The 17908-nt window shown below is 55.3% G+C and carries 9 protein-coding genes; 2 read left to right on the forward strand and 7 right to left on the reverse strand.

Annotation, left to right across the window (positions count from 1 at the left end; genetic code table 11):
* Nucleotides 1-81: 81 nt before the first annotated feature.
* The 7 genes from FQ015_RS08845 to gltB form a co-directional block, all read right to left on the reverse strand.
* Nucleotides 82-1251 carry a VWA domain-containing protein gene (locus tag FQ015_RS08845; RefSeq protein WP_000097505.1) on the reverse strand — a complete coding sequence of 390 codons (1170 nt, stop codon included), beginning with the start codon at nucleotides 1249-1251 and terminating at the stop codon, nucleotides 82-84.
* A complete protein-coding gene (locus FQ015_RS08850) occupies nucleotides 1241-3490 on the reverse strand; it encodes a DUF5682 family protein (RefSeq protein ID WP_160523967.1) in 2250 nt (749 codons plus the stop codon). Before FQ015_RS08850 ends, FQ015_RS08845 begins: the two co-directional genes overlap by 11 nt.
* Before the next feature lie 17 nt (nucleotides 3491-3507).
* Nucleotides 3508-4602 carry an ATP-binding protein gene (locus FQ015_RS08855; RefSeq protein ID WP_000994482.1) on the reverse strand — a complete coding sequence of 365 codons (1095 nt, stop codon included), beginning with the start codon at nucleotides 4600-4602 and terminating at the stop codon, nucleotides 3508-3510.
* Nucleotides 4599-6203 carry a DUF5691 domain-containing protein gene (locus tag FQ015_RS08860; RefSeq protein ID WP_160523968.1) on the reverse strand — a complete coding sequence of 535 codons (1605 nt, stop codon included), beginning with the start codon at nucleotides 6201-6203 and terminating at the stop codon, nucleotides 4599-4601. Before FQ015_RS08860 ends, FQ015_RS08855 begins: the two co-directional genes overlap by 4 nt.
* The gene (locus FQ015_RS08865; RefSeq protein WP_160523969.1) at nucleotides 6200-7522 is read right to left on the reverse strand and encodes an SWIM zinc finger family protein; all 1323 of its coding nucleotides are present in this window, start codon (nucleotides 7520-7522) and stop codon (nucleotides 6200-6202) included. Before FQ015_RS08865 ends, FQ015_RS08860 begins: the two co-directional genes overlap by 4 nt.
* A 232-nt stretch (nucleotides 7523-7754) precedes the next feature.
* Complete coding sequence (gltD, locus tag FQ015_RS08870) at nucleotides 7755-9173, reverse strand: glutamate synthase subunit GltD (protein ID WP_000081681.1); 1419 nt, start codon at nucleotides 9171-9173, stop codon at nucleotides 7755-7757.
* Nucleotides 9174-9185: 12 nt separating this feature from the next.
* On the reverse strand, nucleotides 9186-13646 hold the full coding sequence (gene gltB / locus FQ015_RS08875; protein WP_160524003.1) for a glutamate synthase large subunit: 4461 nt from the start codon (nucleotides 13644-13646) through the stop codon (nucleotides 9186-9188).
* Nucleotides 13647-14320: 674 nt separating this feature from the next.
* Between gltB and FQ015_RS08880 the strand changes: the two genes are divergently transcribed.
* Nucleotides 14321-15250, forward strand: coding sequence for a TIGR01212 family radical SAM protein (locus FQ015_RS08880; protein ID WP_032303877.1), 930 nt, complete (start codon nucleotides 14321-14323; stop codon nucleotides 15248-15250).
* Nucleotides 15251-15345: 95 nt separating this feature from the next.
* Nucleotides 15346-17682, forward strand: a complete 2337-nt coding sequence (gene arcB, locus FQ015_RS08885; protein WP_000809772.1) for an aerobic respiration two-component sensor histidine kinase ArcB — start codon at nucleotides 15346-15348, stop codon at nucleotides 17680-17682.
* Nucleotides 17683-17908: the final 226 nt, after the last annotated feature.

The following is a 17908-nucleotide window of genomic DNA, read 5'->3' on the forward strand; positions in this document are numbered from 1 at the left end:
TTTTCCAGCAATTGTGCTGTAACGTTGTGCTGAAGATGAAGCAAATAAAAAGGCCGGAGCGGGCGCATCCGACCAGAATTTTCAGGAAGTTTCTCTTGCTGTCACTACGCCATTTTGCGCAGCCCACAGATTCACATCTTCCTTACGAATGGCGGCGGCCATCATGCCGGGGAATAAATCAGGGGTACAGGCAAAGGAGGGAATACCCATGGCGGCGAGTTTTCCTGCCAGTGACCGGTCGTAAAACGGTGCGCCTTCGTCGCTTAAGGCCAGCAGGGTAACCACCTGTACGCCGGACTGAATCAACTCACTGGCGCGTTGCAACAGATTGCGTTCCACACCACCTTCGTAGAGGTCGGAAATCAGCACCAGAATGGTATTACGCGGATCGCGAATCAAAGACTGGCAGTAACCTACCGCGCGGTTGATGTCGGTGCCGCCGCCCAGCTGCACGCCAAACAGCAGCTCTACCGGATCGTCGAGCTTCTCTGTCATATCAACCACTGCGGTGTCGAAAACCACCAGATGCGTTTTTACCGCCGGGAGCGATGCCATTACTGCGCCAAAAATACTGGAATAGACCACCGAGGAGGCCATCGACCCACTCTGGTCGATACATAAAATGATCTCCTTTTGCGTGCGTTGAGACTTGCGCCCGTAGCCGATTAACGTTTCAGGAACAATACTTTTGTACTCTTCCTGCCAGTGGCGCAGGTTGGCGCGAATGGTGCGCTGCCAGTCAATTTCCGCGTGGCGCGGGCGACGATTACGTACCGCACGATTAAGAGCGCCGCTTACCGCGCTACGCATTGGCTCTTCAAGCTGTTTCATCAATTGCTCGACAACTTTACGCACCACAATCCTGGCGGTTTCTTTGGTTTTGGCCGGAATTACGCCATTCAGCGACATCAGCGTGGAGACCAGATGAACATCAGGCTGGACGTTTGCCAGCATCTCTGGCTCCAGCAACATACTGTGCAAATTAAGACGTTCAAAGGCGTCTTTTTGCATCACCTGAACCACAGAAGAGGGGAAATACTGGCGAATATCACCCAGCCAGCGAGCGACTTTGGGTGACGATCCACCCGTGCCGCCGCGTAATCCATGTTTACCGTCTGGCTGATAGAGCGCCGCCAGCGCGGCATCAATCGCGGATTCTCTGGCATCCAGCGCCACGTTACAGGCATTGTCGGCATCTTCTCCAAGGATCAGACGCCAGCGGCGCAGCCGTTCCATCTCGTTACTCGACATGATTTTCCCTTTCGTGTGGTGGCAAAGCCAGAATGCGGCGCAGTAGCGGCAGCATTAACGCGGCACGCTGTTCATCCCATATACCGCTGGTCTCTTCTTGCTGCGCGACACGCTCGCCCTGCGCGGCGCGTTCGCCTAACTGGCGGCGTTCCGGGCTGGAAAAACGGCCGAATGTCCGCCGCAGCATCGGCAGGATCCGGGTGAAGTGATTGTCGTTCAGGCCGCTTAGCCAGGCATCGATCAACTGCCATAATTCGCTATTGTGCAGTAGCACCATCGCGCTGTCGTTGAGGAAACCTTCCGCCCATGCGGCACTTTCCGCCGGGGGATTGGCTGGCGATAGCGCCAGGTTCATCAGCGTGGTGATCCGTTCTGTCGTTAACGTTTGCAGATCAAACAACAGGCGCGTCGCCGTTCCGCGAAGCAGCGCGTGTGCGGTACTGCCCTCTGCCAGCACCATCAACGCCTGCAACCAGCTCGCCAACAGATCTTCGTTATCCAGCAACCGCAGCGCGGCGTGAGCGTCGATAACTTTTTCTCTCATACTGGCGGCGCTGTCGTCGTTGAGCGCCGAACAGGCACCGGGTAGGGCGATGGCGGCGCGCGGGGCGAGGCTCATCAGTACCTGCATTACCATACCAGAGTCGGTCTGGCGCACGTTGCCGTAGCGGACAATCGCCACCAGCGGTGCCAGGGCTTCCAGCAACTGTTCGATATTGCCCTGAGTGGCAGCCAGTGATTCCAGTGTATTGGCGATGGGGGCAATCGCGGCCTGTAAATCGGCCAGTAGCACTTGTTGGATAAGCTTTGCCAGTTCCGGCAGCGTGCTGGCGTATTGCGCCCTCACAATGGCATAGCGGGAGCTGGCCTGCTCAATGCTGTTACCCCAACGGCTGGCGGTAATGATGTTCATTGCCAGTGCCGGTTCCCAGCGCAGCGACCAGATTTCGTGGAACGTCCCTTTGCTGTTATTTCCTTGTCCAGCCAGACGGCCCCAGGAAATGTCGAGTAAGGTCAGGCGATGCAGTAAATGGCTACGCGCCAGATCGCCGGGTTTGCGCAGATCAAGATCCAGCACTTTTTCGCTGGCTTCTGCCTTCAGGCGCAGCGTTTTTTGCTGTTGCGTAATGTCGCGTTGGAGCGGCACGACGGGCGTATCATCCGGTACGCTTCCCAGCGCGTCGCCGACAATTAACTTCTGGCGAATCATCTGCATTGGCGCGCTTTCGCCCATACACACTACGGTTTGCAGCGCTTCGCAAAGTTCGTCAAGCCCCGGCTGCGGGTGATGGCGCATAATCGCCAGCGTCTGCGCCAGCCGCGCCGCTTCGATAATGTGGGCGCTGGAACAGTCGAGATCGGCTTCGCGAAACAGCCTTGCCGCGCGTGACAGCCAGCCGATATCGCGGTGAGAAGCGCCCTGATAACGCCACAGATGATCGTACCATTCCGGTGACACCACCCCTGCGCCATAACCGCTGGCGCGGCTTAACGCCTCGTAGCTCCAGGGCGTCCAGGCTGCCGCGACCTTGCACTTCGGCAAATTTTTCAGCAGTTCGTTATCATTCTTTGCGGGCGGCAGGTTTTCCAGCGCCGAAACGTGCCACGCACCGCAGACTACCGCGATGCGCGAGAAGCCCTCTTTTTTCGCCTGACGTAGCGTCTTGCGCATATACGCTTCACGCAGTTGATCTCTGGCTGAGTTTCGGGCTTCGGGAGTTGCCTGGCGTAGGGCAATCATCGCCTCGCGAATCGCCTCGAACAGAGACAAATCATCTTCGCGTTCCTCTACTCTGTGGCTCCACCAGCTTTCCCCATCGGTGTAACCGGCGGCGCGGCCCAGCCAGTCCAGCGGATCGCCGTCGGGACTGGCTTCAACGGCATCATCGTCATCGCTCTCTTTTTCGTCATCAAGCGCGAACTGATGACTGATGGGCAAGTCCATAAAGCGCACGGCGATATTTTGCTCAAAACCATAGCGCAGCGCCTGCCATTCCGGGGAGAACGCCGCAAAGGGGTAAAACGCGGCGTGATGTGAGTCGTCCGGGGCATAAATCAGTAGCGCGACCGGCGGTTGCATCTGTTCATGCTGCATGAAAGGCAGGATGGATTCGCCGTCGGGCGGCCCTTCCACCAGCAGGCAGTCGGGCTGTAGCGTCTCCAGCGCCTTTCGCAGGCTGCGCGCGCAGCCAGGGCCATGGTGACGGATGCCAAACAAATGAACGGTTTGTTCAGTCATAGTGGTTGCCTTGCTGATTACACAATTTCGCGGCAGGCGCGATAGAGATCGTTCCAGTCGCTGCGCTCTTTGACGATAGTTTCCAGATATTCACGCCATACCACGTCGTCCTGCACGGGATCTTTTACCACCGCGCCGATAAGGCTTGCGGCGATATCCCGCGGATGCAGCACGCCGTCGCCAAAATGGCCCGCCAGCGCCATACCGTTGTTGATAACGGAGATCGCCTCCGCGGTGCTGAGAGTACTGGTTGGCGACTTAATTTTCGTTTTGCCGTCAACCGTCAGGCCGTTTCGCAGTTCGCGGAAGATTTGCACGACTCGCTGGATCTCTTTAAGCGCTGGCGGTTCGGCAGGAAGTGCCAGCGCCTGACCCAGTTCGGCAACGCGGCGAGTGACAATGTTAATCTCTTCTTCTTCGCTGGCGGGTACGGGCAAAATGACCGTGTTGAAACGACGTTTAAGCGCGGAAGAAAGCTCGTTAACGCCTTTATCCCGGTTGTTGGCGGTGGCGATAACGTTAAAGCCGCGCGTCGCCTGGACCTCTTCATTCAGTTCGGGGATAGGCAGCGTTTTTTCCGACAGGATCGTGATCAGCGTGTCCTGAACATCAGCAGGAATACGCGTCAGCTCTTCTACGCGTGCAATCTGCCCGCGCGCCATCGCCCGCATCAACGGACTTTCTACCAGCGCCAAACGTGACGGACCTTTAGAGAGCAACTCCGCGTAGTTCCAGCCATAACGCATTTGTTCTTCACCGGTGCCTGCGGTGCCCTGAATAATTAACGTTGAGTCGCCGCTGATGGCAGCCGCCAGATGTTCAGATACCCAGGATTTCGCAGTGCCGGGTACGCCATACAACAGCAGTGCGCGATCGGTTGCCAGCGTGGCAACGGCGGTTTCGATAATCCGCCGGTTGCCGATATATTTCGGCGTGACCTCAAAGCCATTTTCCAGCTGCCCGCCCAACAGATAGGTGGCGACGGACCATGGAGAAATGGCCCAGTTTTCCGGGCGCGGATGAGTATCGTTTTTTTGCAGCTCATCCAGTTCTTCAGCAAATTGTTGTTCGGCATGTCGGCGTAAAACGGCGGCAGTAGCGGTAGCATTCATAAAGTGGTTTCTCCGACAAAAAGCGAATTAAGTTGAATTCGGTGCGCCAGCGCGGCGCTCAGGGCAGTAAAGGCTGCCTCGCAATAAGGCGTTTGTTGTGCGTCGTGCGGCCACTTGTCAATGACATCATTGAGGACTTCGGGGGCCAGCAGGCAGGCGAAATCACTCATCACATGGCGCAGGGCGTAGTCAAAGCGCGCGGAATCATGTTTCACCCAACGGTGTAGCTCCGTGACCATTTGCTGGCTCAGGCGCAGGCTAAAGAGCGACGCATCCAGCGGTAACAGGCTGATGTAGCGATGTAAATGTTCGCCGCCCACCACTGAGAACAATGACCGTAACATCGGCTCGTGTTCTTCTACAGGCAGACATTGCAAAAGCTCAAAGGCGTTAATCTTCACGCCTGCAGGATGATGAATGCTCATTCCGACGGGCAGCATGGCGAGAAACGCCTGCGCCCACTGCGGATTTTTTTCGCGCAGTACGGCGTGATACCAGGCGCGCAGTAGCGCCTCCTGCCAGTCGGTTTTCCCGGCCCAGCGCAGCAGTTCAACGGGGGTAGCCTGCAGTTGCGTTTGCCACCAGTCGAGCGGAACCGCTGCAACTATCTGATACAGCCACCATGCGCGCTGGCCCAACTTTTCGCCTTTGGGCTTAGTTTCTTCCAGCGCATCGGCCTTCCACTCTGGTAAGAACGCCTCCGGGGCATCAAGGGCGACGTGCAGAATTTTTTCTTTGCCGGATAAGCCTTTTAGCCTTTCAAGTAAGGTCTCAGGAGCGGGGGATGAACTGAGCAACGGCGCTAACCGAGACTTCATGCGCGAGATCCAGGCGCTTTCCGGCAGACAACACAGTAACCGTGCCGCAGTTTGCCGCACCTCTTTGCTGCGATCGGATAATGTCTGTTCCAGAAAGGCTTCGTCGTGTTGGGAGATCTCCACTTCCAGCACAGCCAGCAGCTGTGCGCGTTCGCGGGCATCCAGCGAACTCATCTCCTGCGCCAGCCGATCGCGACCCTGTTCCGGGGCGCGAATGCGCATTTGCGTCAGATATTGCAGACGCTGTTCGGACGTGCCGTGCAGCCACATTTCTTCATCCAGCGGAGCGTCAACGGAGGCAAGAAAATAGCGCCAGTCGGCGTTAATTTGCGCCAGCCAGCGCCCGCGAGCGCCGAGGACATTGGGCAGAATGCCGCGTATTGATGGATTTTGTACGCCGTAATTCAGTAGTGCCGGTAACAGCAGGGGCGGAGAAAGAAGCTGACGCTGGACCAGGTGATCAAGCGCTGACCACAGTAAACGCGGCGGCCCTTCTGCCAGCAACAGATGCAGCAGTCCCGCAAAAGCCGGGTTGTTTATTGGCTCGGCATTTTCTTTATCGATTTCCGGCAGCGGTGCGGGGTCAATCGCCTGCGGCACCCAGCCAGCCAGATGGCAGAGCGCCAGAACGCCCGCCGAGCGCAGTAGCTGTTGCTCTGCGGATGTGTTATTCGCCAGTTCAGACAGTAACAGCCCAATCTCACTTTGCGACGCCGACGGTGTGAACGCTTTTTTGTCTGTGCCGAGTAGCGCTGTGCGGGTTAAATTTTGCCATTCGTTCATTGTGCGCCTCCGGTTGCCCAAATCACGCTACCGGCAAGCCAGGCGCTACAGGGCGTCAGCTGCTGACCATCCCATTCCCCCATTAGCATAAACGGCGCGCCGCCGCTGGCCGCCAGTAACCGCCAGCCCTCGTCCGACGACAGGTGCGTCGGTAAGTGCTGGCCCTGTGTCGAGACGAATCGCCAGCCGCTCTCGTGTGGGTAAATCAATATTTCGCTTACTCGCAGCGGCAGAGGCCATTGCCAGGGATTCGCGCTAAGCCGCTGCGCCATGTCATGCAGCGCGTCCGGGAGGGGTAATTCTGCAAGCGGGAATCTTTCACCGCGGGTAAACGGCTCCACAATCCGCGCCCGTAGCGGTGATGCGCCAGGGAAAAAGGCAAGCGCGCCCTGGCAGACTTGCCCGGTGATAAAGTGCTGGGGAAAGTTTTTACCACCGTGTGAATAGTCCAGCAGTAGCGCGGTGCGGTGGCTCTTTTCTCCGTACAGCCAGACCCGGCGTCGCCACAGATTATTCTCTTCTTGCGCGCTTTGGCCTAAGACCTGCCAGTTATCAAGGCAGGTTAGTCCGTCAGCGATGTCATGTTTATCCGGGGTTATTCCCAATGCTGCATGGAGATCGCTAAGTTGTGCCGGGGATAACATTTGTTGCTGGCGCCAGGCGTCAATAATCAGCTGTAGCTGCCCCAGTTCTTTGCACAGGCTCGATGGCCATACCTCGGCGGTAGTAAAAAGAGTGGTCAGATTGTTCAGGCGAGCGGCAATTCCCGGTAGTTGAGCGTCGACCATGCGGGCGGCGATCCCGGCAAAAGGCAACTGTTGTGCAGAGATCTGCGCCAGACCGTGGCGGATCAGGTCGTGCATCCACTGTTCGAGGAAATCCAGCCCCGCCGTCATTTTTTGGTTGCGTGCCGCTTCCCGTTTGGCGGCAGCCTGCGGGTCGGCAGCTTTTGCCTCAGCCTGCTCTTTCTTCTCTTCTTTGCGAACCGCTCGCTGCTGGCGCGAGGTTAGCCACTCGCTTACCCATTCCGGCGGCTCGCCAGCGGTGAAACTTGCGGTGTGTTGCACCTGGAGCAAAAGCAACGCAAGGCTATGTTTACAGGGGAATTTACGGCTGGGGCAGGAACATTTACAGGCCAGATTCTGCCTGTCGACCCGTACCTGATAAGGGCGGGAGCCGCTGCCTTTACATTCTCCCCAGAACGCGGTCTCGCTATATCCCAGCGTCGGCCATTTTGCGGGGGCAACCAGGCCACGAGCCGCTTTAACCGAGGCGTCATCGGGCGCCAGGGCTTGCACTGATTCAACGGTCAGTTCCATTACAATTCTCTATTGGCGTGGGGAAATCGATGGGGTCAAGGAGGCGTTAAGCAAAGCAGGAGGAGACTGTTTTCCGTAACAGCGTATTGCGCGTCCATCGCAAATTTGTAGTGAGTATAGCGGGCGGTAAATTCAGGAAACAATGGCGGATAGCGGAAAGTGTAGTTTTTCGGAAAAAGATAACTTTATCCCGTGTAACCCGTTTTAAGCGGGCTACACGGGAGGTTGCAATTTAAACTTCCAGCCAGTTCATGATCCCATCTGCCGCCTTACGACCTTCGGCAATAGCGGTTACCACCAGATCAGAACCACGGACGATATCGCCGCCAGCAAAGATTTTCGGGTTGCTGGTCTGGAAGGCATTTTCGTTGCCTTCCGGTGCGATAATTCGGCCTTGCGAATCCAGCTCGACGCTGTGTTTTGCCAGCCATTCCATGCTGTGTGGACGGAAACCAAACGCCATGATCACCGCATCTGCCGGAACGATATGTTCGGATCCTGCCACGATCTCTGCGCGGCGACGGCCTTTGGCGTCCGGTTCACCCATTTCGGTGCGCACCATTTTCACGCCGCTGACTTTGCCGTTGCCGTTCACTTCAATACCCAGTGGCTGGACGTTGAATTTGAACTCAACACCTTCTTCCCGCGCGTTTTTCACTTCGCGGCGGGAACCCGGCATGTTCTCTTCATCACGACGATAGGCACAGGTGACGTGTTTCGCCCCCTGGCGCACGGAAGTACGCACGCAGTCCATCGCGGTATCGCCACCGCCAAGTACCACCACGCGTTTGCCTTCCATGCTGACGAACGGTTCTTCGCGAGTTTCACCAAAGCCCATTAACTGTTTGGTGTTGGCGATAAGGAACGGCAGCGCTGCGTACACGCCATCGGCGTCTTCGTTTTCCAGTCCGCCGCGCATTGACTGGTAAGTCCCGACGCCAAGGAACACCGCATCGTAATCACTCAGCAGATCGTCCAGCTGCACGTCGCGGCCCACTTCGGTATTGAGTTTGAATTCAATACCCATGCCGGTGAAGATTTCACGGCGGCGCGTCATTACCTCTTTTTCCAGCTTGAAAGCCGGAATACCGAAGGTTAGCAGGCCGCCAATTTCCGGGTGACGGTCGAAGACGACCGCTTTTACGCCGTTGCGCGTCAGGACATCCGCACACGCCAGACCCGCCGGGCCTGCACCGATAATCGCCACTTTTTTACCGGTCTGTTTCACGCCAGACATATCCGGACGCCAGCCCATTTCGAACGCTTTATCATTGATATAACGCTCAATGTTGCCGATGGTCACCGCACCAAACTCATCGTTCAGGGTGCAGGAACCTTCGCACAGACGGTCTTGCGGGCAGACACGTCCGCAAACTTCCGGCAGGGTATTGGTCTGATGCGACAGTTCTGCCGCTTCAAAAATACGCCCCTCGTTGGCGAGCTTCAGCCAGTTCGGGATGTAGTTGTGTACCGGGCATTTCCACTCGCAGTATGGGTTGCCGCACGATAGGCAGCGGTCAGCCTGCGCTTTGGCCTGGCCTTCGGAAAACGGCTCGTAAATTTCAACAAACTCAATTTTGCGGATCTTCAGCGGTTTCTTTGGCGGATCAACGCGCTGCAGGTCGATAAATTGATAAACATTCTGACTCATTGTTGCTACCCCTTACTGCGCCTGCACGCGCAACTCTGCTGCGCTACGACTACGGTGACCCAGCAGTGCTTTTACATCACTGGACTTCGGTTTAACCAGCGCGAATTTCGTGGCGAAGGTTGACCAGTTCGCCAGAATCTCTTCACCGCGCTGGGAACCGGTATGCTGCACATGCTCGGTGATAAGACCACGCAGATGCTCTTCATGGATCGCCAAATCGTCAACGCTTAAGACCTCGACCAGTTCCGGGTTAACGCGTTTGCGGAAATCGCCGCTTTCATCGAGAACGTAAGCGAAGCCGCCGGTCATGCCCGCGCCGAAGTTAACGCCGGTTTTACCCAGAATACAGACAATACCGCCCGTCATATATTCACAGCCGTTGTCGCCAATGCCTTCTACCACGGTGATAGCACCGGAGTTCCGCACGCCGAAACGTTCACCCGCGCGGCCTGCGGCATACAGACGACCACCGGTCGCGCCATACAGGCAGGTGTTGCCGATAATGCTTGCTTCATGGCTGCGGAAGGCGGAACCAACCGGAGGACGAATGGCGATTAAGCCGCCCGCCATGCCTTTACCGACATAGTCGTTGGCATCACCGGTCAGGTACAGTTCCACGCCGCCCGCGTTCCACACACCGAAGCTCTGGCCTGCGGTGCCGTTGAAGTACGCTTTGATCGGATCGGCTGCCAGACCCTGATCGCCGTGCGTCTGAGCGATATAGCCTGAAAGCGACGCGCCGACAGAACGGTCGGTGTTGCGAATATCGAACCAGAAGGTTTTGCTCTGACGCTCATCGACAAACGGTTTTGCCTGTTGCAGCAACTGCGCGTTCAGCAGGCCATTATCAAACGGCGGGTTGTTTTCGGTACAGTAGAGCGCCTTACCTGGATGCGGCTCGGCAGTCTCCAGCAGCTTCGACAGCGCCAGTTTCTGCTGTTTGGCGGTGAAACCGTCCAGCTCTTTGAGCAGGTCGGTACGGCCAATCAGATCCACCAGGCGCGTTACGCCCAGTTGCGCCATCAGCTCGCGGGTTTCACGGGCGATAAACTCAAAGTAATTGGTCACTTTGAACGGCAGGCCGTGATAGTGATTCTTACGCAGCTTGTCATCCTGAGTTGCTACACCGGTGGCGCAGTTGTTCAGATGGCAGATTCGCAGGTATTTACAGCCGAGCGCCACCATCGGGCCAGTGCCGAAGCCGAAGCTTTCTGCGCCGAGAATCGCCGCTTTGATGATATCGACACCTGTTTTCAGGCCGCCATCGACCTGCAAACGGATCTTATGACGCAAGCCGTTGGCAACCAGCGCCTGTTGTGTTTCAACAAGCCCCAGTTCCCACGGGCAGCCTGCGTATTTCACCGATGAAAGCGGACTTGCGCCGGTGCCGCCGTCATAGCCTGCGATGGTGATCAAGTCCGCATAAGCTTTCGCCACGCCAGTCGCGATGGTGCCAACGCCCGGTTCAGAAACCAGCTTCACGGAGATCATCGCTTTCGGGTTAACCTGCTTGAGGTCGAAAATGAGCTGCGCTAAGTCCTCGATAGAGTAGATATCGTGGTGCGGCGGCGGGGAGATCAGCGTCACTCCGGGCACCGAATAGCGCAGTTTGGCGATGTAAGGAGTGACTTTGTCGCCCGGCAACTGACCGCCTTCGCCCGGCTTCGCGCCCTGGGCGACTTTAATCTGAATGACGTCAGCATTGACCAGGTATGCCGGAGTAACACCGAAGCGACCAGAAGCCACCTGCTTGATGCGCGACACTTTGTTAGTGCCGTAGCGCGCCGGATCTTCACCACCTTCACCGGAGTTCGAGTTACCGCCGATGCTATTCATCGCTTCCGCCAGCGCCTCGTGGGCTTCCGGGCTTAACGCGCCGATAGACATCGCAGCGGTATCGAAGCGTTTAAACAGTTCGCTTGCCGGTTCAACATCGGCAATGTTGACTGCGTTTTCACCCGGCGTAATTGCCAGCAGATCGCGTAGCGTGGTTGCCGGACGCTCATTAACCAGCTTCGCGTATTCCTGATAGTCGCTGTACTCGCCGCTTTGTACCGCCTGTTGCAGTGTGCGCACAACGTCCGGGTTGTAGGCGTGGTATTCGCCACCGTGCACGTATTTCAGCAAGCCGCCCTGGCTGATGGGCTTACGCGCCAGCCAGGCACGTTTCGACAGATTCAGCAGATCCTGCTGGAAGTCTTCAAAGCTTGCCCCACCAATGCGGCTGACCGCCCCCTGGAAGCACAGGCCCACTACATCATCGTGCAGACCGACCGCTTCGAACAGTTTCGAGCAGCGGTAAGACGCGATGGTGGAGATGCCCATTTTGGACATGATTTTGTACAAGCCTTTGTTGATGCCGTTACGGTAGTTGAGCATCACGGTACGATAATCTTTGGCAATCGCGTGGGTGTCTACCAGGCGGCCCAGCGTTTCATAGGCCAGGTACGGATAAATAGCCGTCGCGCCGAAGCCCAGCAACACGGCGAAGTGGTGCGGGTCGCGGGCGCTGGCGGTTTCGACGATGATATTGGCATCGCAACGCAGGCTTTGATCGACCAGACGGGTCTGGATCGCGCCAACCGCCATCGGAGCCGGAACCGGCAGGCGATCTTTAGCGATATTCCGGTCAGAAAGCACCAGCAGCACGGTGCCGCTACGCACCATCTGTTCTGCTTTGTCGCACAGCTCTTTGACCGTCGCTTCGAGCGTGGTTTTAGTGACGTCAAAGGTGATATCCAGCGTATTTGCGCGGTAGTGCTCCTCTTTCATCGTCGTGAGCTGTTTGAAATCGGAGTAGAGCAGAATCGGCGATTTAAAGCTTAAACGGTGCGCCTGGCCTTCTGCTTCACAGAAGACGTTCATTTCACGCCCGATGCTGGTGGCGAGCGACATAACATGCGCTTCACGTAGCGGGTCGATTGGCGGGTTAGTGACCTGCGCAAACTGCTGGCGGAAGTAGTCGTAAATAATGCGCGGCTGGCTGGAGAGCACGGCGAATGGGGTATCATCACCCATCGAACCGACCGCTTCCTGGCCGTTTTCGCCCAGCACGCGGATCACAGAGTCCAGCTCTTCCGCGCTGTAATTAAACTGCTTCTGGTAGCTGGCAAGCGTGTCGTCGTCCAGTTCGCGGCTACCCACTTCTTCATCAGGCAGATCTTCAAACGGCACCAGGCGGCGGACGTTTTTCTCCATCCACTCTTTATAAGGGTGGCGGCTTTTCAGATCGTCATCGGTTTCTGCCGAGTGCAGAATACGCCCACTGCGGGTGTCGATAACCATCAGTTCACCCGGCCCTACGCGGCCTTTTTCGACCACTTCGTCAGGCTGATAATCCCAGATGCCCACTTCAGAGGCGCAGGTGATGAGCTTATCTTTGGTGATGACGTAGCGCGCCGGACGCAGACCGTTACGGTCGAGGTTACAGGCGGCAAAACGACCATCGGACATCACAATGCCCGCCGGACCATCCCACGGCTCCATATGCATGGAGTTAAAGTCGAAGAAAGCGCGCAGCTCCGGGTCCATATCCGGGTTGTTCTGCCAGGCGGGTGGCACTAACAGACGCATGGCGCGGATGATATCCATCCCGCCCGCCAGCAGCAGTTCCAGCATGTTATCCATGGAACTGGAGTCAGAACCGGTTTCGTTGACGAACGGCGCGGCGTCGTGCAGGTCAGGGATCAGCGGTGTCTGGAATTTATAGGTACGCGCGCGCGCCCATTGGCGGTTACCGGTGATGGTGTTGATTTCACCGTTATGCGCCAGGTAGCGGAACGGCTGCGCCAGCGGCCAGCGCGGTACGGTGTTAGTGGAGAAGCGCTGGTGGAACAGGCAGATGGCCGATTCCAGACGCAGGTCCGCGAGGTCCAGGTAGAAGCGCGGCAGATCCGCCGGCATACACAGACCTTTATAGATGTTCACCAGATTCGACAGGCTACAGACGTAGAAGTCTTTGTCAGCTTCGAGACGCTTTTCAATGCGGCGGCGGGCGATAAACAGACGGCGCTCCATATCGCGCGGACGCCAACCTGCCGGGGCGTTCACAAAAATTTGCTCAATGCGTGGCAGAGAGGAGAGGGCGATTTCACCCAGCACGCCTTCGTTAGTGGGGACATCACGCCAGCCGACAATCGACAACGTTTCGCGTTGCAGCTCTTCTTCAACGATGCGGCGTGCGGTCGCGGCGAGTTCAGGATCTTTATTCAGGAAAAGCATCCCGACGGCGTAGTTTTTCGCTAAACGCCAGCCGCGCTCATGCGCAACAATGCGAAAAAAGCGATCCGGTTTTTGTAACAGCAAGCCGCAACCGTCACCGGTTTTACCATCGGCGAGAATCGCGCCACGGTGCTGCATACGGGCCAGTGCGTGTATTGCAGTACGCACTACCTTGTGGCTAGGTTCGCCTTCTATGTGGGCGATCAGGCCGAAACCACAGTTATCCCTCTCAAGGGATTTATCGTACAACATATCGTGAACCTCCCCCAGGCTCTGCGGGAACCCCACTTCCGAACCGCTGCGCACGGGCACAGAAAGAGCGTGGCGACGGGGTTTGCGTTTCATACGCGCGCCTCGCATTCGCCCCCTTGTTGTCCTTTTCGCATCGATTAATACGGTGAAGAGGGGATCTCAATTACTGCATAAATATGATGAGCAGGCTGCTCATCCAGAAAGCTTCCAGCGGATTTCCAACTTATCGGGAAAGCTGATACAGGTCAAATGGCAAGCTTATTGGTACAGAAATGTGCTTTAGCGCAAAATTCTTTATTAATTGTCTGAAATTAAAATAGATTTTCTCTTTACGGCTAAAAGGGGAGTCGTTAGAGAAACTGCCAATTCCTGACTGTCATAAAGGCGTGTTAACCCTTATCCTGCCTTGAACTGATGAGAAAACCAGCATTTTATACTGCCTTAATTGGTAATGACGTTTCATGCTACTGTTTTTGCCTAAAATCCATAAGGAGATAAAAAAATCTGACACAAGATAAGCAAAAGTGATTTATGTGATTATGAATGAAATTTCGGTAATTTTGATTGATTATGCATTTGATAAAGGCAGGCCGGGACGATTGATCCAGGTCATCGCCGAATTGAGCTAAAAATGGCAGGCTTTGGCCTCTTTTCAAGGCGCGGTCTATCAGATTATGCAGTTACAGAAATTAGTCAATATGTTTGGTGGTGATCTCACCCGTCGTTATGGGCAAAAGGTGCATAAGCTGACGCTGCACGGCGGTTTTAGCTGCCCTAACCGTGACGGTACCATCGGGCGTGGTGGCTGCACATTCTGTAATGTTGCCTCGTTTGCCGATGAAGCGCAGCAGCATCATTCCATTGCCGAGCAACTGGCGCACCAGGCGAATTTAGTTAACCGCGCTAAACGCTATCTGGCCTACTTTCAGGCGTATACCAGCACCTTTGCGGAAGTTCAGGTGCTGCGTTCTATGTATCAGCAGGCGGTGAGCCAGGCCAATATTGTCGGTTTGTGTGTTGGTACCCGCCCGGACTGCGTGCCGGATGCGGTGCTGGATCTGCTTTGCGAATATAAGGACCAGGGCTACGAAGTGTGGCTGGAGCTGGGGCTACAAACCGCCCACGACAAAACGCTGCATCGCATCAATCGCGGTCATGATTTTGCCTGCTATCAGCGCACGACCCAGCTGGCGCGTGAGCGCGGGCTGAAGGTGTGTTCTCACTTAATTGTCGGCCTGCCTGGCGAAGGGCAGGCTGAATGTTTGCAAACGCTGGAGCGAGTGGTTGAAACCGGCGTGGACGGTATAAAGCTGCATCCGCTGCATATTGTGAAAGGCAGCATTATGGCGAAAGCCTGGGAAGCGGGGCGTTTGAACGGTATTGAACTGGACGATTACACGCTCACTGCCGGAGAAATGATTCGCCATACGCCACCGGAAGTGATCTACCACCGCATTTCCGCCAGCGCCCGTCGCCCGACGCTGCTTGCTCCGCTGTGGTGCGAAAATCGATGGACGGGAATGGTCGAGCTGGATCGCTATCTGAATGAACATGGCGTACAGGGATCGGCGCTGGGACGTCCGTGGCTACCTCCAACGGCGTAGGCCATTGAGGGGAATTCCGCATTTCTCACACAATTTATAACGTAACTGTCAGAATTGGGTATTATTGGGGCAGGTTGTCGTGAAGGAATTCCCTAATGAAGCAAATTCGTCTGCTGGCGCAGTATTATGTTGACCTGATGATGAAGTTAGGTCTGGTGCGCTTCTCAATGTTGCTGGCGCTGGCCCTCGTCGTTCTTGCCATTGTGGTACAAATGGCAGTGACCATGGTGCTGCATGGTCAGGTCGAAAGCATTGATGTTATTCGTTCTATCTTCTTTGGTTTGCTGATTACGCCGTGGGCGGTCTACTTTCTATCGGTGGTCGTCGAGCAACTGGAGGAGTCACGACAACGTCTGTCACGGCTGGTGCAAAAACTGGAGGAGATGCGCGAGCGCGATTTGAGCCTCAACGTTCAGTTAAAAGATAATATTGCCCAGCTAAATCAGGAAATTGCCGTTCGTGAAAAAGCGGAAGCAGAACTGCAGGAAACCTTCGGCCAACTGAAAATTGAAATTAAAGAGCGCGAAGAGACACAAATTCAGCTCGAGCAGCAATCCTCATTCTTACGTTCCTTCCTTGATGCTTCACCCGACCTGGTTTTTTATCGTAACGAAGATAAAGAGTTTTCCGGCTGTAACCGCGCGATGGAGCTGCTGACCGGAAAAAGCGAAAAACAACTGGTTCACCTGAAACCTGCTGATGTTTACTCACCGGAAGCCGCTGCGAAAGTCATTGAAACCGATGAAAAAGTGTTCCGTCATAATGTGTCACTGACCTATGAGCAGTGGCTGGATTATCCCGACGGACGCAAAGCCTGCTTTGAAATCCGTAAAGTGCCGTACTACGACCGCGTGGGTAAACGTCACGGTTTAATGGGTTTTGGTCGCGACATTACCGAGCGTAAGCGGTATCAGGATGCACTTGAACGCGCCAGCCGCGACAAAACAACGTTTATCTCCACCATCAGTCACGAATTGCGTACACCGCTGAACGGTATCGTCGGCCTGAGCCGCATTCTGCTGGATACTGAACTTACCGCTGAGCAGGAAAAATATCTCAAAACCATCCATGTTTCTGCCGTCACGCTGGGGAATATCTTCAACGATATTATCGACATGGATAAGATGGAACGGCGCAAGGTCCAGCTTGATAATCAGCCGGTTGATTTCACCAGCTTCCTTGCCGACCTGGAAAATCTCTCCGCATTGCAGGCGCAACAGAAAGGATTGCGCTTTAATCTGGAGCCGACGCTGCCATTACCGCATCAGGTCATTACCGACGGGACGCGTTTACGGCAGATCCTGTGGAACCTCATCAGTAACGCCGTCAAATTCACCCAGCAAGGCCAGGTTACCGTGCGCGTGCGCTACGATGAAGGCGATATGCTGCATTTTGAAGTGGAAGACTCTGGTATCGGCATTCCGCAGGATGAGCTGGATAAAATCTTCGCCATGTATTACCAGGTGAAAGACAGTCATGGCGGTAAACCTGCCACTGGCACCGGTATTGGTCTGGCCGTTTCTCGTCGTCTGGCGAAAAATATGGGCGGCGATATTACGGTTACCAGCGAACAGGGCAAAGGTTCCACCTTTACGTTGACGATCCACGCACCATCGGTGGCTGAAGAGGTCGATGATGCGTTTGACGAAGACGATATGCCTTTACCGGCGCTGAATGTGCTGCTAGTAGAGGACATTGAACTGAACGTGATTGTCGCGCGTTCTGTGCTGGAAAAATTAGGAAACAGCGTTGATGTCGCAATGACCGGCAAGGCGGCGCTGGAGATGTTTAAACCGGGTGAATACGACCTGGTGTTGCTGGATATTCAGTTGCCAGATATGACCGGGCTGGATATCTCTCGTGAACTGACGAAGCGATATCCGCGCGAGGATTTACCACCGCTGGTAGCCTTAACCGCTAACGTGCTGAAAGACAAACAAGAGTACCTAAATGCTGGAATGGATGATGTGCTGAGTAAGCCGCTTTCTGTTCCGGCGCTAACCGCGATGATCAAGAAATTCTGGGATACCCAGGATGATGAGGAGAGCACGGTGACGACAGAAGAGAACAGCAAATCTGAAGCATTACTCGATATTCCCATGCTGGAACAGTATCTCGAACTTGTAGGACCGAAGCTGATTACCGACGGGTTAGCGGTGTTTGAGAAGATGATGCCGGGCTATGTGAGTGTACTGGAGTCGAACCTGACGGCGCAGGATAAAAAAGGCATCGTCGAGGAAGGGCATAAAATTAAAGGCGCGGCGGGTTCAGTGGGGTTACGCCATCTGCAACAGCTGGGTCAGCAAATTCAGTCTCCTGACCTTCCTGCGTGGGAAGATAACGTCGGTGAATGGATTGAAGAGATGAAAGAAGAGTGGCGTCACGACGTAGACGTGTTGAAAGCGTGGGTGGCAAAAGCCACAAAAAAATGACCCCGGCTAGACCGGGGTGCGCGAATACTGCGCCAACACCAGGGAAATCTTGGCTGCGCCGTAAATTTTTATGATGAGTTACAAGGGCACAGCACTTTTTTTCAGGCCGCACGCAGTTAAGATAGCAAAACTTAAATGATTTGTTACATGAATCAGTTAAATGTGTGATGCGTAGCATTTTTATTAAAAAAATTAATGTGTTTCAGTCAATTGCGAAAGGATGATC

Source organism: Escherichia sp. HH26CH, assembly GCF_009820205.1.
Lineage (GTDB): Bacteria > Pseudomonadota > Gammaproteobacteria > Enterobacterales > Enterobacteriaceae > Escherichia > Escherichia coli_F.